This window comes from Pantoea sp. B270, assembly GCF_018726825.1.
GTDB classification, from domain to species: Bacteria; Pseudomonadota; Gammaproteobacteria; order Enterobacterales; family Enterobacteriaceae; genus Pantoea; species Pantoea dispersa.
Genome location: NZ_JAHCSX010000001.1, coordinates 2,330,333 through 2,355,196, shown reverse-complemented (window position 1 = coordinate 2,355,196; position 24,864 = coordinate 2,330,333). Strand labels below are relative to the sequence as shown.

Annotated in this window: 20 protein-coding genes; 5 read left to right on the top strand and 15 right to left on the bottom strand. The window is 57.5% G+C overall.

The window, feature by feature from the left end; all coding sequences use genetic code 11:
* Positions 1 to 127: 127 nt before the first annotated feature.
* Entirely contained in the window at positions 128 to 646 is a 519-nt protein-coding gene (locus KOL70_RS11340) for a hypothetical protein (protein WP_215480671.1), read from the bottom strand.
* Complete coding sequence (locus tag KOL70_RS11335) at positions 636 to 1,787, bottom strand: ImmA/IrrE family metallo-endopeptidase (protein ID WP_215480670.1); 1,152 nt, start codon at positions 1,785 to 1,787, stop codon at positions 636 to 638. The genes KOL70_RS11340 and KOL70_RS11335 overlap by 11 nt, the downstream gene beginning before the upstream one ends.
* Before the next feature lie 301 nt (positions 1,788 to 2,088).
* Here KOL70_RS11335 and KOL70_RS11330 point away from each other — a divergent pair, with 301 nt between their 5' ends.
* Entirely contained in the window at positions 2,089 to 2,439 is a 351-nt protein-coding gene (locus KOL70_RS11330; protein WP_215480669.1) for a hypothetical protein, read from the top strand.
* 73 nt (positions 2,440 to 2,512) lie between these two features.
* On the opposite strand, the gene KOL70_RS11325 is transcribed toward KOL70_RS11330, so the two are convergent.
* The 10 genes from KOL70_RS11325 to KOL70_RS11280 form a co-directional block, all read right to left on the bottom strand.
* Positions 2,513 to 3,766 (bottom strand): autotransporter outer membrane beta-barrel domain-containing protein, encoded by a 1,254-nt coding sequence (locus KOL70_RS11325; RefSeq protein ID WP_215480668.1) that lies wholly within the window; start codon positions 3,764 to 3,766, stop codon positions 2,513 to 2,515.
* Positions 3,763 to 5,517: a right-handed parallel beta-helix repeat-containing protein gene (locus KOL70_RS11320; protein WP_215480667.1), complete on the bottom strand. Its 1,755-nt coding sequence runs from the start codon at positions 5,515 to 5,517 to the stop codon at positions 3,763 to 3,765. The genes KOL70_RS11325 and KOL70_RS11320 overlap by 4 nt, the downstream gene beginning before the upstream one ends.
* An 81-nt stretch (positions 5,518 to 5,598) precedes the next feature.
* Positions 5,599 to 6,156, bottom strand: coding sequence for a hypothetical protein (locus tag KOL70_RS11315; protein WP_215480666.1), 558 nt, complete (start codon positions 6,154 to 6,156; stop codon positions 5,599 to 5,601).
* A gap of 14 nt (positions 6,157 to 6,170) precedes the next feature.
* Positions 6,171 to 8,579 (bottom strand): fimbria/pilus outer membrane usher protein, encoded by a 2,409-nt coding sequence (locus KOL70_RS11310; protein ID WP_215480665.1) that lies wholly within the window; start codon positions 8,577 to 8,579, stop codon positions 6,171 to 6,173.
* 11 nt (positions 8,580 to 8,590) lie between these two features.
* Complete coding sequence (locus tag KOL70_RS11305; protein WP_211724977.1) at positions 8,591 to 9,292, bottom strand: fimbria/pilus chaperone family protein; 702 nt, start codon at positions 9,290 to 9,292, stop codon at positions 8,591 to 8,593.
* 101 nt (positions 9,293 to 9,393) lie between these two features.
* Entirely contained in the window at positions 9,394 to 10,083 is a 690-nt protein-coding gene (locus KOL70_RS11300; RefSeq protein WP_215480664.1) for a DUF1120 domain-containing protein, read from the bottom strand.
* 77 nt (positions 10,084 to 10,160) lie between these two features.
* Positions 10,161 to 10,856, bottom strand: a complete 696-nt coding sequence (locus KOL70_RS11295; protein ID WP_215480663.1) for a DUF1120 domain-containing protein — start codon at positions 10,854 to 10,856, stop codon at positions 10,161 to 10,163.
* A 122-nt stretch (positions 10,857 to 10,978) separates the two neighbouring features.
* Positions 10,979 to 11,671, bottom strand: a complete 693-nt coding sequence (locus tag KOL70_RS11290; protein WP_215480662.1) for a DUF1120 domain-containing protein — start codon at positions 11,669 to 11,671, stop codon at positions 10,979 to 10,981.
* Between the two features lie 641 nt (positions 11,672 to 12,312).
* Positions 12,313 to 12,495, bottom strand: coding sequence for a hypothetical protein (locus KOL70_RS11285; protein ID WP_215480661.1), 183 nt, complete (start codon positions 12,493 to 12,495; stop codon positions 12,313 to 12,315).
* Between the two features lie 55 nt (positions 12,496 to 12,550).
* Entirely contained in the window at positions 12,551 to 13,153 is a 603-nt protein-coding gene (locus KOL70_RS11280) for a hypothetical protein (RefSeq protein WP_215480660.1), read from the bottom strand.
* A 248-nt stretch (positions 13,154 to 13,401) separates the two neighbouring features.
* Between KOL70_RS11280 and KOL70_RS11275 the strand changes: the two genes are divergently transcribed.
* The 3 genes from KOL70_RS11275 (at position 13,402) to KOL70_RS11265 (ending at position 18,014) form a co-directional block, all read left to right on the top strand.
* Positions 13,402 to 14,028 carry a response regulator gene (locus KOL70_RS11275; RefSeq protein WP_215480659.1) on the top strand — a complete coding sequence of 209 codons (627 nt, stop codon included), beginning with the start codon at positions 13,402 to 13,404 and terminating at the stop codon, positions 14,026 to 14,028.
* A 2-nt stretch (positions 14,029 to 14,030) separates the two neighbouring features.
* Positions 14,031 to 17,654 carry a response regulator gene (locus tag KOL70_RS11270; RefSeq protein WP_215480658.1) on the top strand — a complete coding sequence of 1,208 codons (3,624 nt, stop codon included), beginning with the start codon at positions 14,031 to 14,033 and terminating at the stop codon, positions 17,652 to 17,654.
* A 90-nt stretch (positions 17,655 to 17,744) separates the two neighbouring features.
* Entirely contained in the window at positions 17,745 to 18,014 is a 270-nt protein-coding gene (locus KOL70_RS11265; protein ID WP_215480657.1) for a hypothetical protein, read from the top strand.
* A 95-nt stretch (positions 18,015 to 18,109) separates the two neighbouring features.
* Here KOL70_RS11265 and KOL70_RS11260 read toward each other — a convergent pair whose 3' ends face one another.
* Complete coding sequence (locus KOL70_RS11260; protein WP_215480656.1) at positions 18,110 to 19,510, bottom strand: autotransporter outer membrane beta-barrel domain-containing protein; 1,401 nt, start codon at positions 19,508 to 19,510, stop codon at positions 18,110 to 18,112.
* Positions 19,511 to 19,658: 148 nt separating this feature from the next.
* Positions 19,659 to 23,333, bottom strand: a complete 3,675-nt coding sequence (locus KOL70_RS11255) for a S6 family peptidase (RefSeq protein WP_215480655.1) — start codon at positions 23,331 to 23,333, stop codon at positions 19,659 to 19,661.
* 178 nt (positions 23,334 to 23,511) lie between these two features.
* On the opposite strand from KOL70_RS11255, the gene KOL70_RS11250 reads away from it, so the two are divergent.
* Positions 23,512 to 23,859, top strand: a complete 348-nt coding sequence (locus KOL70_RS11250; RefSeq protein WP_088516543.1) for a hypothetical protein — start codon at positions 23,512 to 23,514, stop codon at positions 23,857 to 23,859.
* A gap of 410 nt (positions 23,860 to 24,269) precedes the next feature.
* On the opposite strand, the gene KOL70_RS11245 is transcribed toward KOL70_RS11250, so the two are convergent.
* The gene (locus KOL70_RS11245; protein ID WP_215480654.1) at positions 24,270 to 24,764 is read right to left on the bottom strand and encodes a helix-turn-helix domain-containing protein; all 495 of its coding nucleotides are present in this window, start codon (positions 24,762 to 24,764) and stop codon (positions 24,270 to 24,272) included.
* Between the last annotated feature and the right edge of the window lie 100 nt (positions 24,765 to 24,864).

Below are 24,864 nucleotides of genomic sequence, written 5' to 3'. Positions count from 1 at the left end.
CCTCCTGGTTAACTCATGTGATGCACTGCATTCCCCACCCGCAGCGGACCGCTCCCTCTCCCGCTTGCGGGAGAGGGCCGGGGTGAGGGCAAATTTCTGCTCGATAAATAATCATCTACACACAGGTTCAGCTAAATTGCACCATTAGTGCTTCGCGCACTGAAGGCTTCATCGTCAGGCCGCGATCAAGAAAAGCCTGAAAAAACTCCAGCGCCTGTGTTTTTGTAATCATTTCTCTTTTGACGGCCTCAAGCAAAATGCCACCGTGTCTGGCAACACGCACTTGTCTTTCCTGACATGTTTTATAAACCGCATTGTCTGCTGAGAGACAGGTTGCCTGATTGACACGCGCGTTGATCACACAACTGATATCCGCATGCTTCAATGCCCGCCTGCGCGCTTTGATTTCCTGCATTTCAGCATAATGTTCAGGCTCAAAGTCGTTGGTGAAGTTGTAAGGCAATTGCAATCTGGCCAGCTCCTGCTGTACATCCAGATCGTATTTAGCCTTGAGCTCTTCGCAAACGTAAGGATCGATCCATACTCCGCCGGGGAACAGGGACCATATCAACTGGATGCATTCACATTCGTAAAAATCAGACAGGACATTGGTGTCAATAACGCAGCGCGGGCATTCAAAAGGCATCCTCTCCCGCCTCCTGCTCTTCATACCATCCTGCGAGGAGCACGCTTAACTCTTTTCTGTTGAGTTCAAGTAAATCCGAAATAAATGACTCGGAAGCCGAACCCGCTTCCCACGCCTTACGTGACAGTACTTTTAAACGCCCTTTATATTCCAGCTTCTCAGCAATCGGGTGCGGTTCATGGCGATTCCAGCCTTTACGGTTCACGATGGCCCACAGGTAACCAGCGTTTTTCTGGGAAATCAGGCGGCATTTGCTTAGCCTGTCGACCATGCAGGCAAAAGAAACCCTGTAGATGCTTTTCAGCCGCAACACCGTCTCTTCGTAGGCCCATCCACCTCCCTGCATCTGAAACTGTTTACGCAACGCATGTTCAGGGATCAGGAAACAGGCAGCAAAATGATTTGCCACTTTTTCTTCAGGCGAGACTGCTTTCCCGCGGGTTTTGTAATTCTTAGCCGGTCCGGTGTAATCATCGCGGTGAAAAATGATGTGCGCATATTCATGGCAAATACTGAAAATCTGTCGCTCGACCGAGATAGAAGGATGATTATTGACATAAATTGCAGTGCCGTACTTATTACTAAAGGCAGAAAAACCCGACAGCAGCCCCGAAGTCTCCTCATCAGCCTGGTGACTGAATGGAATAACTCGGATGTCGAACGATTCCAGCAGTGCGACGATATCACCGACACAGGTCGCATCGCCGATGCCGAGGCGACGTCTCTCTTCGCTGGCTTTATCTTCAACCCGCAATAAATCCTCATCTCTGGCGGAAAAAATGGGCAACGAGTTAGGCAGGTCTTCCGGCTGTTTAGCGGCTGCGGCGTCTTCAATTGCGTGAATATTTTTCAGTTTATTAATCAGTTCATTACGCAATTTTGCATCAAGCAAATCCGGTGCATCGGCGCGCATGGCAAAGCGAAACTCGCCTTCATCCGGATCGGAGAAATAGCCAATCGGTTTGTCATAAAGCTTACAAAGCGCGATCAGTTGCGAAATGCTGGGAACCCCTTGCGCCTGCTCGAACTTGCTGTAAGTTTGCCGCACCACACCGATTGCGTCTGCCACGGCTATGACGCTGAGTCCCGCTTCAGTTCTGGCTTCCAGCAAGCGCCTGGCGATATGTTGAGTGATATCCATGTGTCACCTTTAATTAACCATGAGATGTGTTTAAGTCAGTCATGGGTTAAGTTAAGTTAACATTATCGGATGTGAAGGGTGTATTGCATAGCGTTTTTTTTGTACATTTTTAGCGGTATTGATGCTGGTACTGCTTTGCGCACGCCTGATAATCCCAAACGACTAAGAATCTCCCCCATTTGTCAGACTGCACTGACCGGCGCGTAGGCCAGGTCTCATTAACCTTAAACCTGCCAGTCCTTAAAATAGCCTGAGGCCAGCCGGTCAGCACAGGGGAAGCGCAGGGATGAAAGACGCATACATGGATTGGTTCATTCACCACTTTATTCAGCCGCCGCGCCAGGCCCGCGTGCGTTTACTGGCTTATACCGGCGGGCCGGTGGCAGCGCATCAGCTGGCGAACAGCCTGCCGCGCTGGCTCAATAATGATGTGCTGCATCTGCGACGCGGTATGATGCGCGAGTACCGGGCGCAGATTAACGGCATGGCGCATTTTCCGGCGCTGGTGACGGATTTCAATGACGCGCGCACGCTGGCGCTGGCGGAACTGCAGCCGCAAAAGGGAGGGCGTATGCTGGTGATCAGTCCCGGCGCCGGGCTGTTCTTTCTGTTTCAGCCGCAGGGCGGTGGACGCGTAGGGCGTGTCGCTTAACGCGCTGCGGCACCCTGTCAGCCAGACAGTGGCGCCGCAGCAAAAGGCACGCTGAACGCGTGCCAGATGAGGATCAGAACTGCCAGCGCAGGCCCGCGCTGCCGCTCCACGGTGATGCCAGCTTATCGCCGTGGCTCCAGCTGGCGTCCGCATACAGCGCAACATCGCGCGTCAGTGAGATGTTAACGCCCGCGCCGAGCTCCAGCCGTTGGCCCGCCAGGTTGCTGTTCATGCGTTGATCGTTAACGCTGACGGCATTATCGCGCACCAGCTCCTGCGCCAGGGCGGCGCGCAGCCACGGCTGCACTTTGCCGCCGTTCTCCAGCGCCATCTCGCGTCCACCGGTCAGGTTCAGCGTTGCCAGGCGCGATCCGCCAGACGCCGCCTTTGCCGCCAGATCGTTACTCAGGCGATATGCTTTGCCCTGCACCCACAGCGAGGAGAACTGCAGTGATGGCTCGGCGAACCAGCCGTTCTGATAGTTAAACTTGCGGCCCAGCTCCAGCGAGGCACCAAATCCGGCGGTCTGATAGCTGCCGCTGGCCTTGCTACCATCGGACATGCGCGCGTCGGCGCGGTTGCTGAAGTTGTTGGCTTTCACCACCGCATCGGCGAACCAGCCATCATTCAGCAGCCAGGTGTGATAGCCACCAATATAGAAACTGTTGATGGTGCCCTGGCTGCCGCCGCTGAAGGCCAGCCGGCTTTTGCTGATGCCGCTGAACACGCCGAGCAGGCGCTGGCCATAACCGGTGGTTTTGGCGCTATCGACGCCCATCGCCACGCCCTGCATCTGCTGGCGCCACGCCACGCCGCTGCGCGCGTTGATACGCCAGTCATTGCCGATGACGCGCGTCCAGGCGCCGCCCTGCGCTGCGCTGTCGCGCACTTCGCCAAGACGGGTACGCAGATTGGTCAGCTCGCTGTACCAGGCGATCGGCGCAGCGTTAAACAGTGCGGTGACTGTGGCGGCGGAAGGCGTTGGCAGCGGCTGCTCGTCCTCATCGTGCTTCTGCGCCAGCACCCAGTCCTGGCCGCGCTGCTCCAGCTGATACTGCCACGCGCCGGCATCCACCACGCCGTGCTCCAGCGCAAAGTGGGCATCGCCGCCGCCGGTAGTCACCACCGTCAGCGCCGCGTCGCTCTGCTGCGGTTCGCGCCCGCTGTTACTAATCCCCAGCCGATGATCGCCGCTGGCAGCACCCGCGACACGAATCAGATCGCCCTGCAATGCTGCCAGATCGGTGTTCAGGTGATAGCTGCCGTGGCCGCTCAGCGTCTGCACATCCAGCGTGCTGAAGCCGCTGGCCTGCGGGGCAAAGCTCACGTTGCCGTCGCTGTGCAGCGTATTAAGCGTTGAGCTGGCGCGGAGCTGCCACTGCTGCTGGCGTCGAGCGTCAGGCTATCGGCGCCCTGAACGCTGCCGCTCAGCTGTGAGGCGTTGCTTAGCGCCAGCGCCACCCGGCTGGCGGCGTCGGCGCGCACGTCGCCTTGCAGGCTTACATGGTTATCCGCGTTCAGCGTCACTTCTGACGGCAGCGTACCGCTCGCCACGTCCAGCAGCGCGTCGCCGCCCTGCAGCTGGCTGCCGTTGGTCAGCGTGATGTCAGCGTTGCTGTTGGTCACTTTGATGGCCGCACCCTGCTGGCTGACGATGTGCGTACTGTCAAACGTTACCGTGCTGCTGTCGCCGTTGCTGTTAGCGTTCACCAGCAAACCCGCCGCCTGCTGGCCTGCGGTGCTGAGCGTGCTGTGCTGCAGCTGCATACTGCCAGAGCGCACCCAGGCGCCGTGCGCACCAGCGCCTTCTGTTTTAACATCGACCTGCTTACCGCTGATCGCCGAGCCCGGATAGGCCAGCAGGCCGGTGGCAGAATCACCGGCGGTGCGCACCTGAGTGTTGGCCAGATTGATGTTGCCGCCGCGCGCGGCAAACACGCCGATGGCGCCGGAGCCGTGGGTTTCAACCGTCAGATGCTGCGCATCAACCTGCGCTTCGCTGTACAGACCATAGCTGCCGGCTCCCTGCGTGCTGAGCGCAACATTATCCAGCGTGGCGTTGCCAAACTGCGCGTGAAACGCATGTGCGTTGTTGCCCTCGCTGCTGAATCGGCTGTCCTGTGCGTGGGCGGAGGCGCTCTCCGAGGCGATCCACAGCGTGTGCGCGTTATCACCGTGCGTGTTAAAGCTGCCGCCGAGCAGCGTGGCGGTCGAGCGATTGTTGACGTTGACCGCCATACCGCTTTGCGTGTCGACCGTAACGTTATTGAGCAGCACATCGCCGCCCAGCGTGTACACGCCGTCACCGGCGTCAGTCACGATCTGGCTGTCGCTCAGCGTCACGCTGCCGCGTCCGCTGCTGCCCTGCGGGTTATAGATTTCGATGCCGCGATGACGGTCGCTGACGTTGATCGCCACCTGGCTGCCGTTCAGCGTACCGTTGCCCAGCTCGATTGCCGCTCGTGTGCCGGCACCGCTCAGTTCAATGGTGACATCGCTGAGCGTCGCGCGCGCATTGCCGCGTCCGCCACCGCCCAGCGCTAATCCGCCGCCATTTTGACCGCTGGCGCTGATGCGGCTGTCGCGCAGCGTCAGCTGGCCCTGGCTGAGGGTAACGCCGGTGGCATCGCGCCCGCGGCTGCTGAGCGTGACATCCGTCAGGGTGACCTCGCTGTCGCCGCTGGCCATCACGCCGGCGCTGCTGTCGCCCAGCGTGCTGATGCTGCCGCCGCGCATGATGAATTGTCCGTCGCTGAGGTTCGCGCCGTGCGCCATCACGCCGTCAGTGGCGAGATGAGCACCATCCAGTTCGATGCGTCCGCCGTTCAGTGCCTGCGCCGCATACAGCAGGCTACCGGTGGTGACGAAGTTCAGGCCGGGCACGGCGGTGGTGAGCAGGCTGCCGGCGCCGCTGGCCAGCAGCGGATAGTCACGCGCGCTGCGTGATTCGTAGCCGCTGGTCGCCGCGACTTTGGCACCGTCGAGCGCCTGCCACGCCGAGGCCGCCTGCGCACCGCTGGCAACCAGTAGCGCCAGCGCGCAGCTGTAAGAGAGAGGGGAAAGTCGGAAGTGTGCCATGTCTGTTCTCCTTGTGATGGCGTAAAAAACGGGCGCATCAGTGCGCCCGTTGCGGGAATGGCGGAGCGGTGCAGCGCGGGGTTAGCGCAGCAGCTCCAGGGTAAGTCGTGCTTCGTTGTCGGTTTGCAGCGCCACGCGTGAGGCGCTCTCCGGCAGCAGTGGCACAATTTCCAGCTGCGCGGTAAAGGCTTTACCTTCCACCACGTTGCCGTTCTGCACCGCGCTGAACGGCTCGCCGGGACGCAGCAGCAGGCTTTCGCTGCTCTGGCCATTTTGCTCCTGAAGCAGCGCGACCGGCTGGCCGTCGAGCCGCGCGTCATACAGCCGCAGCCGCACGCTGCCGCGCTCACCCCAGCGCAGTGCGCCATCAAGCGCGCGATCGCCACGCAATGCCAGCTTCATAGGCTGGCTATACGGACACACCACGCCGAGCAGCAGCTCACGCTTGCCTGGCGTAAGCTGACCGCCGCCAGCGTCAGCCAGCTGATAGCGCGTCTGGCGACCATAATTCACCTCCTGCGTGCCGAGCGACAGCGAGCAGGGCGTATCCTGCGCCACCTGAGGCAGTGTGGGCAGGCTGGCCAGTGCGTTCTGGCAAAGCAGCAGCGCCAGTCCGAGCGGGTAAAACAGATGCTTCATCTTCTTCTCTCCTGTTAGCTGCACTGCGCGCTGGCGTTTTCAAACAGTCCGGCGTCCTGCGGCTTCGCGGGCAACTTCAGGTCGAAGCTGCAAATGGTTTTGCCGCCCAGCTGCACTTCCATGCGGCCACCGTCACCGGCATCCGAAATAAAGATGCTGCCGTCGCTGCCCACTGCCGTCACGAAGTTGTCTTTGGCGTCGAACACGCTGGCGCCATACGGCAGGACTTTGCCGACGTTATCCTTCACGTCCACCAGTACGCGGCGGCTGCGTACGATATCGTATGCCAGATAACTCACCGATCCGCGTGCGGCGCTGGTTTCCTGTACGCCGTTGGCGATATCAACGTTCTTCTTCAGGCTACGTGCATCAATCTGCACCTGAGAACGGCGATAGCTACTGAGTGATGGAATGACCGCGTAGCCGCGTCCGTCCGTCCAGGTTGGGCCGCCTGGCGTATCCAGCCGCACGCCGCGCTCGTCGCCAACTTTGGCAATGCCGAAGGTATCGCCGATGCGATACGGCGACAGCGTGACGCCACCGCCGTGCACCACTGCGCCACCGCTGGCACGCAGCGACCAGCTGGTGCTGTCTTCCGCGTAACGGCTCAGACTGCCGCTCAGCTGGCTGACCGGCGTCACCATATCCATATCGGCGCTCAGGCTGTCGCGCTGCTGGCGGAAGTCGCGTTCGGCCGACAGACTCCAGCTGCGATCCTGCGACAGCCGATCGTTGTAACGCGCACCGGCGCGGGCACCATTTTTATCGCTGTGGTTGAGGTAGCTGCTGACGGTTTTTGAATCACCAAATGGCACATTGAGCGCCATATAAACGCGCTGCTCTGGTGTGTTGTTGCGTCCACCACCGCTGCGTTCGACGTTAAGGCTGAGGTAAGCACGGTCAAACGATTTGCTCCAGCCGCCGCGCAGATACGAGATGCTGTCGCCGTTGAACGTGCGGCTGCGCGCCCAGCCGAGCGAGAAAGTACCGACATCGCCACCGGCCCAGCTGATGCCAGCGCCGATCTGGTCGCGGCTGCTGTAATCACGCTTACGACGTTCCTCCTGCTGCGCATCGCCCATATCGCTGTAACCCTTGCTTTGGGTGGAGGCGTTGAGACTCAGGCTGATGCGCTCGCTGACTTTCTGGCTCACTGCGCTATACACCGACACGCCGCGATCGCCGTGGCGCGCATCCTGGCTGGCGGTGATTTGCAGCTGGGTTTGCGTACGGTTGAACGGCTGACTGTTGAGGCTGATGGCGGCGGCGCGCCACTGCGCGGTGGTCATCAGGCCGGCGGTAAAGATATTGCGCGCGTTCAGTTCCCAGCCGCGCGACAGCGTTGCCACCCACGGCGAACCGGCGTTGCCCGCCAGCTGCGTCATTTTGCCCACGCCAATCGACAGGCCCGGTGCGCTGCCGCTGCTCATTGGCAGCGACGCAGCTGGCACCACGAACTCCTGCTTATTGCCCTGGGTATCCGTGAGCGTTACCTGTAAATCGTTGCGGGTATTGAGCAGGGAGAAACCCTGCAGTTTGAACGGACCGGCCGGCACGCTGGTGCTGTACACCAGCACGCCCGCCTGGCGCACTTCGACCACTGACGCGCTGTTCGCGATGCCTTCCACCAGCCCGGCGCCGCCGCGCTTCTCCAGTCCGAGCTCAGGAAAAAGTTGCACCCCCAGCACCTGGCCGGTGCCAAACAGCGAGTTTTGCAGGTTAATCTGGCCAACCTGCAGCACCTGTTTAGTCTGGGTAAAGCTGCGCTGGGCATAGGCACCCTGGTGGTTGAGTGAGACTTCGCCGTTGAAGCGCGATACCGTCTGACGGCTGCGCACAATCCAGTCGCTGACGTTAAAACCGCCTTCCAGCCCGACCTGCATAAAGTTGAGTCCGGCGTTTTTGCCAATCGAATCGAGGTATTGCGCGTCGTAGCTCAGCATGCCGGCGGCGCCGCCGTGCTGCCAGCTATCATGCTGATCCGGCGCGGCCAGCGCCTGTTGTGGCACCAGCAGCGACAGCCGCTCTTCGCCGGGATCGGCGCTGATTTCCGCCTGCTGCCAGGCGCTTTTCAGATCAAAACAGCCGTCGTCGCTGACGCCGCGCGGCACCAGCAGGCCGGCGGCTTTCAGGAAGGTGCGATCGATACAAGGCTCGCCCTGCTCATCGAAGGTGACGCGCACCCGACCGCGTTCAGCGCCGTTGACGCGCAGCGCCACCGTGGTCGTGCCAGGCAGGAAGCGTGGCGCATTTTTAAACAGCGCCGCAAGTTTCGGGTCGATACCGCGCGCGGCCAGCGCGGCGCTATCAAACTCCAGCTCCTCAGCACCGTAAGCGGAGAAGCAGCAGAGCGCCGGGAACAGTACCGCGCACAGCAGGCGCGGGCGCGGCAGCAGACGTCGTGTCGTGTTAATTCCAGGCACGGCTCACTCCATTAGCGCGCGAGCGGCGCGTCGTAGGTGTCGACGCTGTAACCCCAGGTGGTGGCCGGAGAGATGCGTACCTGTTGTGCATTGCCGGCTTTTTTGCCGTCCTGCGCCGTCAGGGTAAATGTCTGGCCCGGCAGCACGTAGCTGTTCGGCAGCATGTAGACGTTGCGGTTGGGCAGCGTCTGCACCGCCTGGTTCAGGCGCACCACGTACGGTGAGTCATTGCTGACGGTCAACTGGTCGCCCTGCATTTTCCAGTTCAGGCGTTTCCACGGTGCCATCTCTTTGGCCAGACCGGCCGGACGGATGATCACCGGCAGGTTCTGCCGCACCGTCATACGGACTTCGCTGGAGTCTTTTTTCTGCGGCGGCACGCCTTCCACCACCACGCGCTTCAGGCGTTCGGTTTTCAGCGGCTCTTTGGTGGTAAGAATAAAACGCACGCGCTGTGATTTACCTGGCTCGACGCGCGCCGCCGGCGGCGTAACGGTCAGCAGCGGTTCTTTATCGTCCGGCGTGTCCTGCAGCGTGGTCAGCAGTAATACCGGCGTTGGATCGGTGTTTTGAATATTCAGTGCGCCTTCACCGTCGGCCTGCTCGACAATCACCACCGAGGTTTCCGGTACCATACCGGTGGCATAAGCCTGAGAGGCAGATAATAACAGGGCGGCCGCGCATGCCGTGCGGCGGGTAAATAAATTCAGCATAATGTGTTTCCCGGCTAGTTTGGTTATTAATTCAATATAAGAATCATAAAGTGGGTGAATAAGGCCGGAGTTTATTCCGGCCTGGGTTATTACAGCAGTTATTACAGATAAACCATTTCGATATTGGTCAGGCCATCGAGTTTGATTGGCTTGGAAATATCGAGTTCTGAAGCTTTGTTAACGTAGCCCATGATACGTAATGAAAAGGTGGCAGTGGTGAAGGCCGCTGGTGCAGGATCCGAACCGTCGCGCAGAGAAAAATATTGGTCAACACCGGATCTGGAATATAAGGTGTATGGGTTGTAAGTGGTCCAGTTGCTTTTGTCACCTGAGATTGTACCGCTTGCCCTGGCCCCATCTTTAGTATTGATGTTAAAAGTGATGCCATAAGCACCAATTTTTTTGTCACCGTCCATGCCGAAACCTGCAACACCTGCGTAAACAGGCAAAGTGCCCTGTTCGATTGGGATGCCAGAGCCGGTTTTACCTTCAGTATTTGTAATTAACGCACTGCCTTTACGACCGCTGGTCGCGTAAAGCGCAATTTTAGCGGGGGCATTACAGGTGACATTCAGGTCAACACTTTTTTCATCCAGCCAGGTAATGTCATCTTTATTCAGTGATTCAGTTTTAATAGTGCCATAATCGACTACGCCATTACTGGCAATAACAGGCGTACAAGCGGTTGGTGCGATATTGCCGGTAACGCCCAACTGGAAGGTTTCAGCACTAGCCTGATTAACGGAGGCCAGAATGGCCAGGGTGCAAAGCGTTTTGATGTATTTTTTCACGAGTATATTCCTATAAATTAATGCGTTCTTTATCTCAATTTTTGTGACTTTCCCTTTGGAGGAAATGATTGAGTTGATTAAAGATAAAACATTTCAAAGTTAGCCTGTCCATCAATCTTAATTGGCTTGGTTAAATCCAGTTCGGATTTCTTGTTTACGTAGCTATATATTTTGATGGTTGTTGTCAGATTTTTAAACGCAGCTGGCTCTTTAATATCATCTTTACCCCACGATATATGACGAATGGCACCCTTTTCGTCAAAGAATGAGTTTTTGGCGTTGGAATTGGTCCATCCAATTCTGTCTGCCGATGCGATTCTCTGACCTGTTTCACCATCAATATCTGCGTCATTTACTACAAGAGTGAATGCGCCAATTTTCTTCTCATTATCCTTGCCAAGTCCAATAACACCTCCCCAAGTGGGGATGCTGCCACGTACCATTGGCATAGATGCACCGGTTACCCCTTCATCGATATCGGAAAGAGTGGTGCCGGGACGACCATTTGTTGCCAGAAGGGCAATTTTTGCTGGCGCTGAACAGCTAATATTTAATACTACTTCCTTTTGGGGTAACCAGGTTAGGGCGTCATCACTTAAAACGTTGGCATTTACCATACCGAAATCAACTATTCCGTTATTAGCCAGAACGGGTTTACATGCAATCGGCGTAACCGCTCCGGTCACACGCATTTCAACACTTTCAGCCATTACGTTGCAGGAGGCAGCCAGCACGGCCAGCGCGCAGGTGGTTTTGATCATTTTATTCATCATTACTTTTCCATTAATCTTTTATTTCCTTTCGCTGCAAGAGCGACAGGAACGAATGAATTATTACGCCACAGCGAGACGAATGATTATTTTCGTGTCAGCAGTACGTATTAACGTCTGGTTAATTACAGATAGACCAGCTCAATAGTGGTCAGACCGTCCAGCTGTACCGGTTTGGACAGATCCAGATCTGACGTTTTGTTCAGATAGGTTTTCACCGTCAGCTTGGCGTTCATGGTTTCAAAGGCGGCAGGCGCTACCTCACCGGCCTGACTCCAGCTCAGATAGCTGGTGCTGCCGTCCGCTTTGTACAGCGAGCTGGCGTTGCTGTCGTTCCAGCTTTGCTTGTCATCAGACTGGATAGCTTTTGCTGCGGTGCTGTCGAGAGTAACGTCACTGATTGCTACGCCGTAAGCGCCGACTTTTTTCTCATTGGAGATGCCCAGACCGACTACGCCAAACCCGGCTGGCAGGCCCACTGCGCTCACCGGTGCGGCAGCACCGCTGGTACCTTCGGCACCGTCAGAAACCGTTGAGTCTTTACGACCGCTTACCGCCTGAATGGCCACTTTGGCTGGTGCATCACATGCGATGGTCAGAGTGCTCTCTTTGTCGGCCAGCGTGGTGTAGCCGGTTGGGTTCAGCGAGTCGGACAGGATGCTGCCGTAATCAACCGTGCCGCTGCCGCTCAGGGTTGGCTTACAGGATGGTGGCGAAATGGTGCCAATCAGTTTCAGTTCCACGCTTTCGGCCATTACGTTGGCCGAGGCCGCCAGCACAGCGAGGGCGCAGGCAGTTTTCATCATTTTGTTCATCATGGTTTATTTCCTTCGTTGTGTTTAATAACCTTCTTCCCTGATAAATAAAACGGAGAAGGCGATGGGCATTATCCCGGTAGTGCGCTGGGTTAATGTCCTTTAAAAATAATGTAGCTGTCTTCTCTTACAGGCTATTAGTGATAACAGCGCAGGTAATCAGATTATTGCTTTATTATCTTTTAGCGGTGTGGCTGCTAAGCGATGAAGTTATAATAGAGCGAAAGTTCCTGTGTCACTATGCGAATGTTCATCGGTGTTCTGTAGTCCCTGTCTTAAGAATTAAATTAAAAAACATCTGAGACAGCGGTTAATATTTTAATGGTTGCGTGTCAATTAAGACCGGTCTGTAATTTTTATTACCTTGTGAATTAATGGTTGTTTAATTATTTCGCCGCGTTGTTTGGTGCGCGGTGTTATTGCTGCGCTGTCCAGGTGCGCATGAATGCGCACCCTACGGATTCATAACCGCTTTGCGATGTGCGGTTTATTGCGTGAATCTGGCTGTTGCATCGCTGTCAGTTGCGCAATAAATTGCGCCGCTACGGTTGGTGCAAAGTGTCAGTGCTCTACCGTCCGGGTGGCAGAGTGTTCAGTGCAGCGGTTGCAGCGGTGTTATTGCTGCGCCATTCAGGTGCCCGGTTTCAAGACCGCAGGTGGCGAAGCGGTGTTATGGCTGCGCCATTCAGATGCCCGGTTTCCAGACCGCAGGTGTCGTAGCGGCGCGATTTATCGCGCGAATCCGCCAGCCGCACCGTAGTAGATTGCGCAATGAATTGCGCCGCTACGGTTGGTGCGTGTTGTTGCTGCGCTGTCCAGGTGCGCATGAATGCGCACCCTACGAATTCATATACGCTTTAACGACGTGCGCTTTCCCACTGCTTAAATCGGGCGGCGGCCGGTGCAGGCCAGCATCGCGTTCAGCGTGGGAAACCCGCTGCGCGCCAGGCTGTTGACCTTGCTGCGGCTGATCTCACGCGGGTGCAGGCCCATTTCACGCGCAATGCGCGCTGGCTTCATGCCGCGCAGCAGGGCGCACATTACGCGTTTTTCGCGTGCCAGCGCATTGCGGCCCGGTGCGGCGTAATCGTAGCGCGACGGTCTGCGCTGCAGCTGCTGGCCAATACTGCGCTGCAGTACCTCAGCCCGATCGTTTTTGCTCATCACTGTTGAGAACCCGGCGGCCACCAGCGTCTGACGCATTGGCTCGGTCTCTTCATCCAGCAGAATCAGCGTATGGCCTTTAAACCACTCCGGAATCAGCAGCAGCTCGGCCAGGCCGGCGGCGTCACGCGGCAGTTCGGTAATCAGTAAATCGGCGTGGTTGAACATCAACTCTTCCGCTACCGTTTCCGGCGCAATCTGCAGCGTTTGTACGCTGCAATCCGTCAGCGGCTGGCACAACTCACGTAAACCGGTCAGCGCAAAATGGCAGCTGAGCGCAATAATGATTCTCTTCGGCTTATTATCACTGCCTGCTTTCACTGGAATCTCCTTTCCCATATTTACGCCCTTACATTTAAATACAACTCATATTGTTCGCAGAGTAATTAATTCGCGATGGTCAGATCTTACGATTAAATTACGCACAGGGATATGGGAATGTTCATCGGTGGTGTGTAGGACGCGACCTACGTTTTGTTATTTGATTGTGGTTGATTCAGGGTTGAATTTATTAGTCTAATAGTCAGGTAATTAACTTTTCTCTTTAAGGTCACGTCAGGAAATAAAACATGGCGAAATTTATTGTCGTCGACGATCATCCTATGGCCCGCATGGCGGTAAGCTTTCTTCTTGAAAAAGAAGGGCATAGCATGGTCGCCGAAACCGATGATGGTTATGAAGCGCTGCAGCTAATCGACCAGCATTATCCGGATATCGTGGTGATGGATATTGATATTCACTCGCTGAACGGCATCGAAGTGGTTAAAGCGCTGCGTGCTAAGAGTTTTCCGGGTATTATTATTATCGTCTCAGGTAAGAATCAGAACTTTTATGCGGTACAGAGTGTGCGCTGCGGAGCGAATGGTTTTATCAGTAAAAAGGACAATTTGCCGGAAATCATCACCGCAATTCGTGCAGCGCAAAGTGGCTATGGTTACTTCCCGCTGGCCGGTATTAATGTGCCGGCGGAAGAGAATTACATCCACTCCGATAAGCAGCTGCTGGAATCGCTGTCACCGCAGGAATTTCAGGTGTTCACTTATCTGTTGAAGGGGCTGGATAACATGCGCATTGCTAACCGCATGAATCTCAGCAATAAAACCGTTTCAACTTACAAAGGCCGTTTGCTGGAGAAATTGCACTGCAAAAGCCTGCGCGATCTCTTTGCCTTCGCCAATCGTAATCATATGGAGTAGCGATGCTGCGCCTGGTCACTCTGCTTCTGCTGCTGTTGAGCCCGCTGCTGGCCGCCCAGCCGCAGCCCGAGATATTTCAGTTGTTCAGCCGTGAAAAGCTGGCACCGATGCATATTGAGTTGAGCGGTGACGAGTGGCGCTGGCTGCGCATTAAACATGAGCTGCGCATCGCGGTGTGGACACCGGAGCTGCCGCCTTACCTGATCTATCAGGAGGCAGCGGGCAGCGGCAACAGCGTGGAAGGGATTTACGCCGATTATCTGCAACTGCTGGCGCGTAATCTTGGCGTGCAGGCGGTGATGGTGCGTTATCCCAGTCAGGCGGCGGCGCAGGCGGCGGTGAAAAGCGGCGCGGCGGATGCGCTGTTTACTTCACCGGGCCGGGAATTGCGCGACGCTGCGGCCTTCAGTGCGACAGACAGCTTTTTGATCAATCGGCCGGTGGTGATTGCTACCGAGCGGCGGGCCTCACAGCCAGTGTCCTATGACGCACCGCTGCGCCTGGCGATGCGCGATGATTTCCTGACAGATCCTGAAATTAAACAGCATTTCCCTGACGCCACCATCGTGCGTTATCCCTTCAGCCAGGCGGCGCTGGAGGCGGTGGCCAGTGGCGAAGCGGACTATGCGCTCGGCAGCCTGCAGGCGGCGACGTTTTTGATTGAGCGCAGCTATGTCAATCAGCTGGCGCTGGCCGCGATTTTGCCGGAAGACGCGCTGTACGGCAGCCGTCTGGTGGTGAAAGCCGATAATCAGCCGCTGTTGAAAGCGCTGAATGCCGCCATCGCCGCCATTCCCGGCGAACAGCATCGGCTGATTTCGCGGCAGTGGACGCAGCGGCCGGACGTCTGGCGTTTGCAGGATCCGCTCAGCCTGACGCCGCGCGAGCAGCAGTGGCTGCAGCAGCATGCGCAGGTGAAAGTGGCGTTCAATCCGTTCTCTGCACCGCTGGCGCTGCTGGATGAGCAGGGTGAATTTCAGGGCATTAGCGCCGATCTGCTGCATCTGATCCAGCTGCGCACCGGACTGTTTTTCAGCCCGGTGCCGGCGTATTCGTGGCGTGACGGCGTACAGCAGCTGGAGCAGCATCAGGTAGCGATGCTGGCGGCGGTGGCGCAGGATGGCGGCCATCAGGAGGCAGTGCGCTTTACCCGACCTTACCTGAAGGTGCCGCTGGTGCTGCTGGTGCCGGACCAGCCTGATGCGCCGCAGGCGCTCTATCCCGGCATGAAGCTCAGTATCGTCAAAGGCAATCCGGCGCGTCAGGCGCTGCTGGATCGCTTCCCCACGCTGCAGCTTTCTGAAGTGGATAACGCCAGCCTGGCGCTGCAACTGTTGCAGGAGGGCAAGGTCGCCGGGCTGATCGATAACCAGCTGAGCGTGAACACGTTACTGGCGCGCTACGCGCAGCAGCCGCTGAAGATCGTGTCGCGTCTGGCGCTGCCGCCGGTGGAGCTGAGCTTTGCCGTCAGCCGCGATCAGCCGGAGCTGCTGAGCATTATTGATAAAGCGCTGGCCGACATTCAGCCGAGCGAAATCTCGCTGATTGCCAGCCGCTGGCAGGGCACACCGCAGACTACGCGCACCACCTGGCAGCTGTACCGCGCGCAGTTTTACGCCATCTCTCTGCTGACCGCGCTGCTGCTGATCGCCTGTCTGGCGTGGGTTTACTATCGCGGCAAAGAGGTGAAGCATCGCCGTCGCGCAGAAGCTGACCTGCAGGCTGAACTGCGCTTTCGTGATGCGCTGCTGAATGGCCTGCCAACGCCGGTCTACGTGCTGGATCGCAACTGGAACGTGGTCAGTGCTAACGGCGCGTTTCAGCGCTTTTTTGCCGGCGTTGACGCGCAGCGCCTGAGCTTTTCGCTTTACGATCAGCGCCATCCGCTGTCGCCGCTCATCAGCAAACTCTATCCGCTGATGAGCCCGGAAGCGGTCAACGATCCGGAACTGGTGGCGCTGGCGCACAACAGTTTGTGGGGCGATACCGCGCAGGATCTGGAAATTGAGATCGAAAACGGCAGCGAAGCGCGCATGGTGCACCACTGGGCGCAGGAGCAGCGCGATGCGCAGGGCAATATCACCGGGCTGATTTGCGGCTGGCAGGATGTTACCGCCTACGAACTGCTGATGCTGGCGCTGCAGGCGGAGAAAAAGGTGGCGGATGAAGCCAACCGCGCCAAGAGTTCGTTCCTCGCCACCATGAGCCATGAGATCCGCACGCCGATCAGCGCCATCATCGGCCTGCTGGAGCTGGAAGGGCGCAAACAGCGCGATAACGAAGCCATTCAAATCGCCTACGAGTCGGCCAACACGCTGCTGGGGCTGATTGGCGATATCCTCGATATGGCCAAGATTGAGAGCGGTCAGCTGGAGCTGATGCCGGAGTGGGTCAGCACCGAGCAACTGGTGCTGCCGGTGGTGCGGTTGTTTGACGGCATGGCCAGCGGCAAAAATCTGACGCTGCACTACCACAGCGACACGCCGCCGGGGCTGGAAGTGTTTATCGATGCCGCGCGCTTCCGCCAGGTGATCGCCAATTACATCAATAACGCCATCAAGTTTACCCACGAAGGCGGCGTGGAAGTGCGGGTGATCGGCCATGAGTGGGAAGATGGCTCGCTGGAGCTGGAAATTGAGATCGAAGACAGCGGCGTGGGCATCAGCGCTGTCGACCAGGCCAAACTGTTTCAGCCGTTTGCCCAGACCGAAGAGGGGCGCAAGCAGACCGGCACCGGTCTTGGTCTGGTGATTAGCGCCCAGCTGCTGGAGAAGATGCAGGGTACCATGAACCTCAACAGCCAGCCGGGACGCGGCACGCTGATTCAGCTTAACGTGATGATGCCGGCACGCCGGGCGCGCAAGCTGCTGGAGAAAACCCGCGTGGCGCGCAGCCGTGCGCTGCCGCAGCTGAATATTCTGGTGGTCGACGACCATCCGGCCAACCGCCTGCTGCTGCGAAGCCAGCTCAGCGAGCTGGGTCAGCAGATCAGCGAAGCCAGCAGCGGCGAAGAGGCGCTGGCGCTGCTGGCGCATCAGGCGTTCGATCTGATTATCACCGACTGCAATATGCCGGGCATGAGCGGCATCGAACTGACGCAGACCCTGCGCCGCAGTGGCAACGCGGTGAAAATTTTTGGTCTGACGGCGAATGCGCAATCGGACGTGCGCGTGCGCTGTCTGGAAGCGGGCATGAACGCCTGCCTGTTTAAGCCGCTGAAAATTGACAAGCTGGCCGAGCTGCTGAGCAGCAACGAACCGGCCGCCGAAGTGCCGGCGCTGGATTCGCTGCTGTCGCTCGAATCGCTGCGCGCCATGGTGTATCACGACGATGCGATGGTGGCGAAGATGCTGGAGAAGGTCGGCGAGGAGAGCCGCAACGATATGCAGCAGTGCTGGCGCCATTTTGATGCGCAGGACTGGCCGGCGCTGGCTTCATCGCTGCATCGGCTGGGCGGATCGGCGCAGATCATTTATGCCGGGGAGATCGATGATCTGTGCGGGCAGATCGAGCGCGCCTGCCAAAGCGCTGAAGATCAGGAGGTCATCCGCGAAGGGCTTCTCCTGCTGGAAGAGAAACTGGATACGCTGAACCAGTCGGTAGTGCATTATTTGCAGGCGTCGTGATGGCGCGGTGCGGTCATTGAAATGCGCGATAAATCGCGCCGCTACGGTTTGTGCGACTGGATAATGCAGAAATCGCATCCGCAATAAATCATGATGGCGCGATTTCTCGCGCAGATATCTCTTCCATGTGATGCCGCTGATAACCGCACGAGTGGTAGCGGCGCAATTTATTGCGCAATGACGTTTATCAAAGCAAACATTTTCATCTTCACGCCGGTGCGCATGAATGCGCACCCTACGATGCTCTACAACCTTATTACAGACGTGCATGAATCTATCCACCGATTCACACCGGTGCGCATGAATGCGCACCCTACGGTACTGTGCAACCTTGCCACAGATGCGCATGAATACGCCTGACGACAAAACCTGTCCCGCATCGTTGTAGGGGCGCCATTTATGGCGACCAAACCACCCATCGCCAGCCATTCACCACCCCTTTCCTTATTATTAATTTAAAACGCCACTTTCACGCCACTCAGCACATTCCAGTCGCTCACGCCGGGGCGATCCAGCCGCTGCTGCACCTGCAACTGCGTGCCGACCTCCACGTTTTCATGCAGCTGCCAGCTGACGTAACCGCCCAGCTGGGCGCTGTGGCGGGCGCGCTCAATCGGTAATCCGCGCATATCGCCGGCATCCAGCGTATTCTGCCTGCCGCTGTGCCAGACATAACGCGCGTCCAGCCCAAGATTCACTGACGACAGCGGCTGATAGTCATACTTCACACCGCCAGCCAGGCTGAACTGCGGCGCCAGCTGATAGTTCACCTGTGCACCCTGTTGCTCGGTGAAATCCGCAATATGCAGCCACTGCACACCGGCTGCGGCCAGCGGCATCAGGCTATGCGCATCCTGCTGCCAGCGCCAGCCCGCTTCTGCGCCGATATTTCCGCTAACGGCGCTGATCCGCGCCACTTCCCCCTGGGTTTCATGGCGTAAAGTGCCGCGATAATGCGTCAGCCCCAGCGGTATCTCCAGCTGCCAGCCCTCAGGCGGCTGAATGCCAATCAGCGCATTAATGCCCTGGGTTTGCATACGCAGCTGGCTGCGCCCCGCCGGCGTATCCGACAGCATAGTCATCACGCCTTTATGCACGCCCGCACTGAAGGCCAGCGGGCTCTGTTCCGCTTCTGGCGTCCAGCGTGCACCCAGCATCCAGCCCTGATAGCGGCTGGTGGCATCGCTATCACCCTGCGCACTGCGATAGCGCTCGCCGCCGCTATAGCCATACACAAACAGGTTGTGATGATCATCCAGGCTCATCTGCCGGGCAGCGAAGTGGAAGCGGGTTTGCATGGTGTCGTTGAGAGCATACAGCATGTTGGGCAGGGCGAGATAGGTCGGGATTTGTGGCGCGGGTGTAAGCTGTGGCGGTTCCGGCTCAGGCGGCGGTGGCGGCGGCAATATGACAGCTTCGCCTTTACCGGGGTCGGGTATCGGAGCCACGACACCGGGATTATTAATATTCGGCAATCCTTCATCTTTCTCCCCGGTCAGGACCATGGTCTGTAACCGGTAATACCACAAGTGATGGCTGTTATTGCCGGCCAGCACGCTGCTTCTCACCAGGCCCGAGGTTGCCGGATTGATCTCATCAAACCACGAGCCGCGGGCGATCATTTTCCCAAGCTGTTTAATCCCTTCGCCGGTCTGGCGGCTGGCCTGCGCAAGCAGCGGCAGCTCAGGGATTTCCTGGGTTGATGGACCATGAAAGGATTCCGGTGGATGCGGAATATTCGCAGCGTTAACGTTATTATTTTGTAAGGGTGAAAATGCAGGGTAGCGCTCATCAGCGAATGCAGGAAGGCTATAACAGAACGTACTGATCACCAGCGTCAGCGGGGTAAGTTTCATATTCTCTTCCATGGATGAAAATAGCGAGAATCGCAAACCTAAAGCGACCGACTAACGTGGCAATTAAGTTTTGTCTGGTTTTTTTTCAGAAAAGCATAAAAAAGCCCGGTAAGACATGTCCCGGGCTGATGCGTGATGAGAGCCGCGATTAAAAACTGATTTTCACACCGGCCTGCAGATTCCAGTCGCTGATGCCTTCCTGCGTCAGGCGCTGCTGGCCCTGAAGCTGGGTGTTAAGCTCCAGATTATCCAGCACCTGCCAGCCGGCGTAACCGCTGTACTGCAGGCTGTTGCCGCCGCGTCCGGTGGCGAAGCGCGCCGCCTGCTGGCCGTCACCAATCGCCACCCCATCGCGCTGGCTGATGCGCTGCACGTAGCGCGTTTCCGCGCCCAGCTTCAGCTTCTCGTTGAGGCGGAAGTCGTATTTTACGCCGCCGGAGAGCTGCCATTGCAGCGGATTATCGTAGCTCACCTGTGCGCCGTCGCTGTCGGTGAAATCATTGATATCGAGCCACTGCGCATTCACACCGGCCACCGGCGTTAGCGCATGCGCGCCGGACTGCCAGCGCCAGCCGCTGTCGAGCCCGAGGTTTGCGCTGCGCGCTTTCAGCTGCGTCACGTTACCGCGCAGATCCGTGCTGACGCTGCCGCGATACTGCATCACGCCAGCCGGCACGGCCAGCTGCAGACCCTGATCGGGCTGCCAGCTCAGTAGCGCACTGGCGCCCAGCGTATCGATGCGGGCGTGACTGTTGCCGTCGCGCGCTTCCGGCGTGATGCTCAGGTTGCCTTTATTGACGCCGACGCTCAGCGCCAGCGCGGACTGCAGCGGGAAGCGGCTGCCAATCATCCAGCCCTGATAGCGGCTGTGAAAATCGTAGCCGTAATCCATAAAGCCGCCCGCGCTGTGATAGCGGTCGTCGCCGGTGTAGCCGGACACAAACAGATCCGGACGGCCCTCTGCGCCCGCCTGCTGCGCGCTGCTGCTGAACAGCGCTTGCAGATTGTGCGTCACGCTGTGGAAGGCGGCAGGCAGCGAGATGTAGGCCGGCACCTGCGGAATCACTGCCGCGCGCACCTTGCCCGGCTCCGGTTTTGGCTCTGGCTGCGGCACCTGCGGATTTTCCGGTTCCGGCTGCGGTTCTGGCTCGGGTTGCGGTTCAGGCTCGGGCTGCGGTTCAGGCTCCGGCTCCGGCAGGTAAGGTTCGCGGTTATCCCCTTCCGCCAGCAGAATGTTTTGCAGGCGGTAATCCCAGAACTGATCCCCTTCGCCCGCCACCAGACGCTCATCGCCACTGGCGCGGCCCGGTGCAAAGGCGTACAGACCGTAAGCCCAGGCGCCGCGCGCCACATAGCTGCCGGCCAGCTGGACGCTGTCGGCGTGCGCCTGGCCACCGACCTGCACCAGCGACACACCTTCATTGTTATCCGCTGCGCCGTTGTGGTTGCGATCGCTATCGATCCAGCTGGCCTGCGGTTTTACCGTCAGCCACAGCGGCGCATCGTCCGGCTGTTGCAGATCGCCATCGATCAGCAGGCGATCGCTGGCGTTATTGCGGAACGCGGAGTTCAGCACCAGCGCCGTGTCGCGCCCGTGGTGCAGATCGCCAAGGCGCATGGCTGACCAGCTGTCCGGCGCATTGTTCCAGCCCGGTGCCAGCGTGACGTTATCGGCGAGGCTGGCATGATTGATGACGCCGCCGCCGGAGAGCAGCGTGCCGGTGGCCATGTTCAGCGGCGTGTGCAGCCGGCCGCTCACTTCCAGCTCGCCCTGCTGCACTTCAATGCCCTGCTGGTTACTGACGTCACCGCTCAGCGTCAGCCGGCCGTCACCGCTTTTAATTATGCGGCCCTGGCCACTGATATTGGCGCTGATGGTGGAAGCCAGCTCGCCCAGCGTGCTGACGTACTGCGCGATATCGGCAATCAGGCTGGAAGCGGTGCCGCTCAGGTTGATGTCGCCGGCCAGCGTGGATCGCCCCAGCACGTTAAGCGTGGCCTCATCGGCCAGCGTGATATCGCCGGTAACGTGGGCGTGCTCAGCGACGGTTAGCGCGGCGTCCTGCGCCACCTGCAGCTGGTTGATGTGATACGTTTTGTCCTGCCAGTCATTGGCAAAGAACACCTTCCCGGCGTGTTCCACCTGTTCGCCGCTCAGCGTCAGCACACCGTCGGCCACCGCCAGCTGATTAAGCTGCGCGCCGCCGGCCAGCTGCCAGCGCTGATGGGTGGTCACGTTGAGGTTATCGCGTGAGTCCGCTTCGCCCAGCTCGCCGAGGAACAGGCGGTTATCGCCGGTGAGATCGAGATGCGCCAGCGTCTGGCTGCGGTTAACGATGCGCGCGCCACTGTCGTTGTGCAGGATATCGTCGAAGGTCAAATCGAGGCCGTTAACGTCTAGCGTACCGCCGCGATAGCCGAAGCGGATGTTGTCGGTGCTTAACTGATCGGCGCTGTTGAGTACCACGGTCGGGCGGCCGCTGAACAGGGTGACGGTGGAGAACGCCTGTTTACGCCCCTGCGCGTCGGCCTGCTGGTCGAGGATGACCGTGCCGTCGCCAACGTTAAGCGCGCCGGGATTGATGCCGCTGGCGTTAACGTGCAGCGTGCCGGCGCCGATTTTGTGCAGCGCATCATCCTGCAGGCCGTTAACCTGCCACAGCACGGTTTTGTCCTTGTCGACCTCTACGCCGCCGCCAGCCCAGCTGAAGTTGCTGTCGCCTGCGCCGCGCAGGATGTAGTCATTGGAAAAATGCAGGCGGCCGGCACCGAGATTGACCGACTGCGCCAGCTCGATGATGCCGCCTTCGCCGTTGAAGCGCAGATCTTTGGTGGCGTTGAGCTGTTCATTGCTGGCGCTGGCGGGTGCGGTTTCTGCCTGAGCCTGATCAAGCCCGTGCCATTGCCAGCTTTTGCCATCCTGCGTAATGCTGTCACCGCGCCATTCGAGGGTAGTGCCGCCGCTGTCTTCAACATCAGCATCCCTGACGGAATCCATTACCTCCTGCACATACTTCACATTAATTAAGGTACTGCCAGCGAAATGCTTGTAGGTGGTGCCACCACCATAAATGTTAGAATGGACGCCGAGTTGTATCCAGCGCTTGTCGATACTGTCCCAGGCAAATATCGGACTACCGCTATCACCCGGACGGGTACCAATGCTCAACGGAGAAAATGCCGGATTATCTGGCGCGAAGGTTCGCCACTTTATGTAGTAATGATAGAAAGTTGTAATGGCTTCGGGTTTGAAGGTTCCACCAGTGTTATAGACGTAGGCCCCATCGATGGGTATCAATTTACCGGTTTCGGGATCATCAATTTGCTGATAACCGGCACCCAGGCGTGCATATACGGTATAACGACTGCGATTTGCCAGAAAGTCTTCTTCGGTGATATATGGGGTAGGCGCGCTTTCAACAATTACCTTATTCACCCGCGGCAAGTGAAAATCTCTAGAAGGATCATCGTTATAGTTAATGCCGCGGTAAGTCGGCGCGAACCTGGCTTTGTTGCCTAAGTTCAGCGACAGGACATATCGAATATGTTTGGCGCCTGTGACAAAAGATGGTGCGATAAATGAGCTGAAACCCTCGTCGCTGACCATACTGAAGTCCGGCATCGGCACGTCCAGTACATAGCCGTCAAAGCTGCCATCTTTGCGATAGAGGGGAATATCGGTGGCACTGATAGCATATTTGCCCCGGTTTTCGGCAAAATCGCGGTATTCCTGCACGTCAATGTCATGGCGCATAATCCCGGCATAGGGTGAACCGCTAAGGCATAAGGTACCAATCAGCAGCGCCAGCTGGCTTTTTTTCATGATGTTCATTCCCTGAATGACGAGGAAAATTGAGCGGGCTACTTTATAAGCACATCGGTGTATCACCCGTTAAGCCTCGTCTCAATCTGCCGGAGAAAAGCCTGAAAATGGCGTGCGGCATGGCGCGGCGAATCTGTTAAGATCGCGGCGGTTTCTTTTTCAGCTGGTCAATAAATCCATGTTAAAAATCAAATTCCTGCTGCCGCTGCTGCTGGTTATCAGTGCGCTGGTCTGGTGGCTGATGCCGCATTACAGCGATGAGGACAAGGCTTACTACATCGCGACCTTTTGTACGCTGACCCACGACGGGCGCGATAACAGCGCGCAGGCGATGCAGCAGATTATTGAAGGCGGTAATTCGGATTACGCGCTGCAGAAGATTCATTTCCAGTCCGGGCTGGCGGAGCATCTGCAAACGGTATGGCAGGATTTGTCGCCGCAACAGCAGCAGCAGGCGCGGCAGGACGCGTTTGTTTGTCGCCAGTTGATGTCAGATAAGCTGCTGCCGGGCCAGCCGGTGCGCTGAGGAATAACAGGGTTTCACCGGCCGGAAAATAACCGGGGGTGTTTCTGTTTGCAATGCCGAAAGGTCGCCATAAATGGCGACCCTACAGGAACGTTACACGGTTTTGTCAGATGCGCATTTATCCGCACCGTGTCAGGATAATTGCACGGTTGTAGAGTGCGCATTTATGCGCACCGCGACAGGATAATTGCACGGTTGTAGGGTGCGCATTTATGCGCACCGTGTCAGGATAATTGCACGGTTGTAGGGTGCGCATTTATGCGCACCGTAACAAGGTAATTGCACGGTTGTAGGGTCCGAATTTATTGCGCACCGCCCGGACAGGCACGGTGCACCTGAACATCAGCGCAATAAATCGCGCCGCTTCTACTCACGCGGTTATAAATATTTTCCCGAAATATCAGACGTGATTAACGTACCGCGCAGCTAATACGCGCTGGAAACTTCCCATTATTTTCGCTTACCGGATTACAAACCTGTTTTTCCTGCTCGCTGCGATTAAACCCGACTTTGCGACACAGCGCGCAGGGATCGTCACTATTACGCAGCAGGGCTTCGGCAGCATCGCTCAGCTGGCGTTTGCGGCAGAATAGCGGCGTGCAGCCCATCACCTGTTTAAACGAGCGGGTAAAGGATTGCTGACTTTCGAAATGGTATTTAACCGCCAGACTGATAATCGGCGTGCGGCTGAATTTCAGCTCGTTCACGCAACAAATCAGTTTCTTTTTGCGAATATAACGCGCCAGCGTTTCGTTATGGTAACGGGCAAACAGTTTCTGTAAATACCATTTGGAATAGCCAGATTTCAGTGCAATATCATCAATGCTCAAACGTTGATCCAGGTTGGCCATAATCCATTCGGTCACCGAATCAATCACCCCTTGGTTGTATTTTTGCTGCATCATTATGGTCCTCCAATAACTCGACACAGTGTAATTAAATTAAACTTTTTAAGCACTGGCGTAACGTAAAGTTTTATCAGGAAATGGCTTTTTTATTAATTGT

Bases quoted from the DNA above. Each gene is read 5' to 3' on its own strand.
- KOL70_RS11255 (WP_215480655.1), bottom strand. From the start codon at position 23,333: ATGAAAAAAAGCCAGCTGGCGCTGCTGATTGGTACCTTATGCCTTAGC.
- KOL70_RS11260 (WP_215480656.1), bottom strand. From the start codon at position 19,510: ATGAAACTTACCCCGCTGACGCTGGTGATCAGTACGTTCTGTTATAGC.
- KOL70_RS11250 (WP_088516543.1), top strand. From the start codon at position 23,512: ATGTTAAAAATCAAATTCCTGCTGCCGCTGCTGCTGGTTATCAGTGCG.
- KOL70_RS11265 (WP_215480657.1), top strand. From the start codon at position 17,745: ATGATGGCGCGATTTCTCGCGCAGATATCTCTTCCATGTGATGCCGCT.
- KOL70_RS11305 (WP_211724977.1), bottom strand. From the start codon at position 9,292: ATGCTGAATTTATTTACCCGCCGCACGGCATGCGCGGCCGCCCTGTTA.
- KOL70_RS11275 (WP_215480659.1), top strand. From the start codon at position 13,402: ATGGCGAAATTTATTGTCGTCGACGATCATCCTATGGCCCGCATGGCG.
- KOL70_RS11335 (WP_215480670.1), bottom strand. From the start codon at position 1,787: ATGGATATCACTCAACATATCGCCAGGCGCTTGCTGGAAGCCAGAACT.
- KOL70_RS11330 (WP_215480669.1), top strand. From the start codon at position 2,089: ATGGATTGGTTCATTCACCACTTTATTCAGCCGCCGCGCCAGGCCCGC.
- KOL70_RS11320 (WP_215480667.1), bottom strand. From the start codon at position 5,517: ATGGCACACTTCCGACTTTCCCCTCTCTCTTACAGCTGCGCGCTGGCG.
- KOL70_RS11295 (WP_215480663.1), bottom strand. From the start codon at position 10,856: ATGATGAATAAAATGATCAAAACCACCTGCGCGCTGGCCGTGCTGGCT.
- KOL70_RS11340 (WP_215480671.1), bottom strand. From the start codon at position 646: ATGCCTTTTGAATGCCCGCGCTGCGTTATTGACACCAATGTCCTGTCT.
- KOL70_RS11245 (WP_215480654.1), bottom strand. From the start codon at position 24,764: ATGATGCAGCAAAAATACAACCAAGGGGTGATTGATTCGGTGACCGAA.
- KOL70_RS11290 (WP_215480662.1), bottom strand. From the start codon at position 11,671: ATGATGAACAAAATGATGAAAACTGCCTGCGCCCTCGCTGTGCTGGCG.
- KOL70_RS11285 (WP_215480661.1), bottom strand. From the start codon at position 12,495: ATGCGCACCTGGACAGCGCAGCAACAACACGCACCAACCGTAGCGGCG.
- KOL70_RS11270 (WP_215480658.1), top strand. From the start codon at position 14,031: ATGCTGCGCCTGGTCACTCTGCTTCTGCTGCTGTTGAGCCCGCTGCTG.
- KOL70_RS11315 (WP_215480666.1), bottom strand. From the start codon at position 6,156: ATGAAGCATCTGTTTTACCCGCTCGGACTGGCGCTGCTGCTTTGCCAG.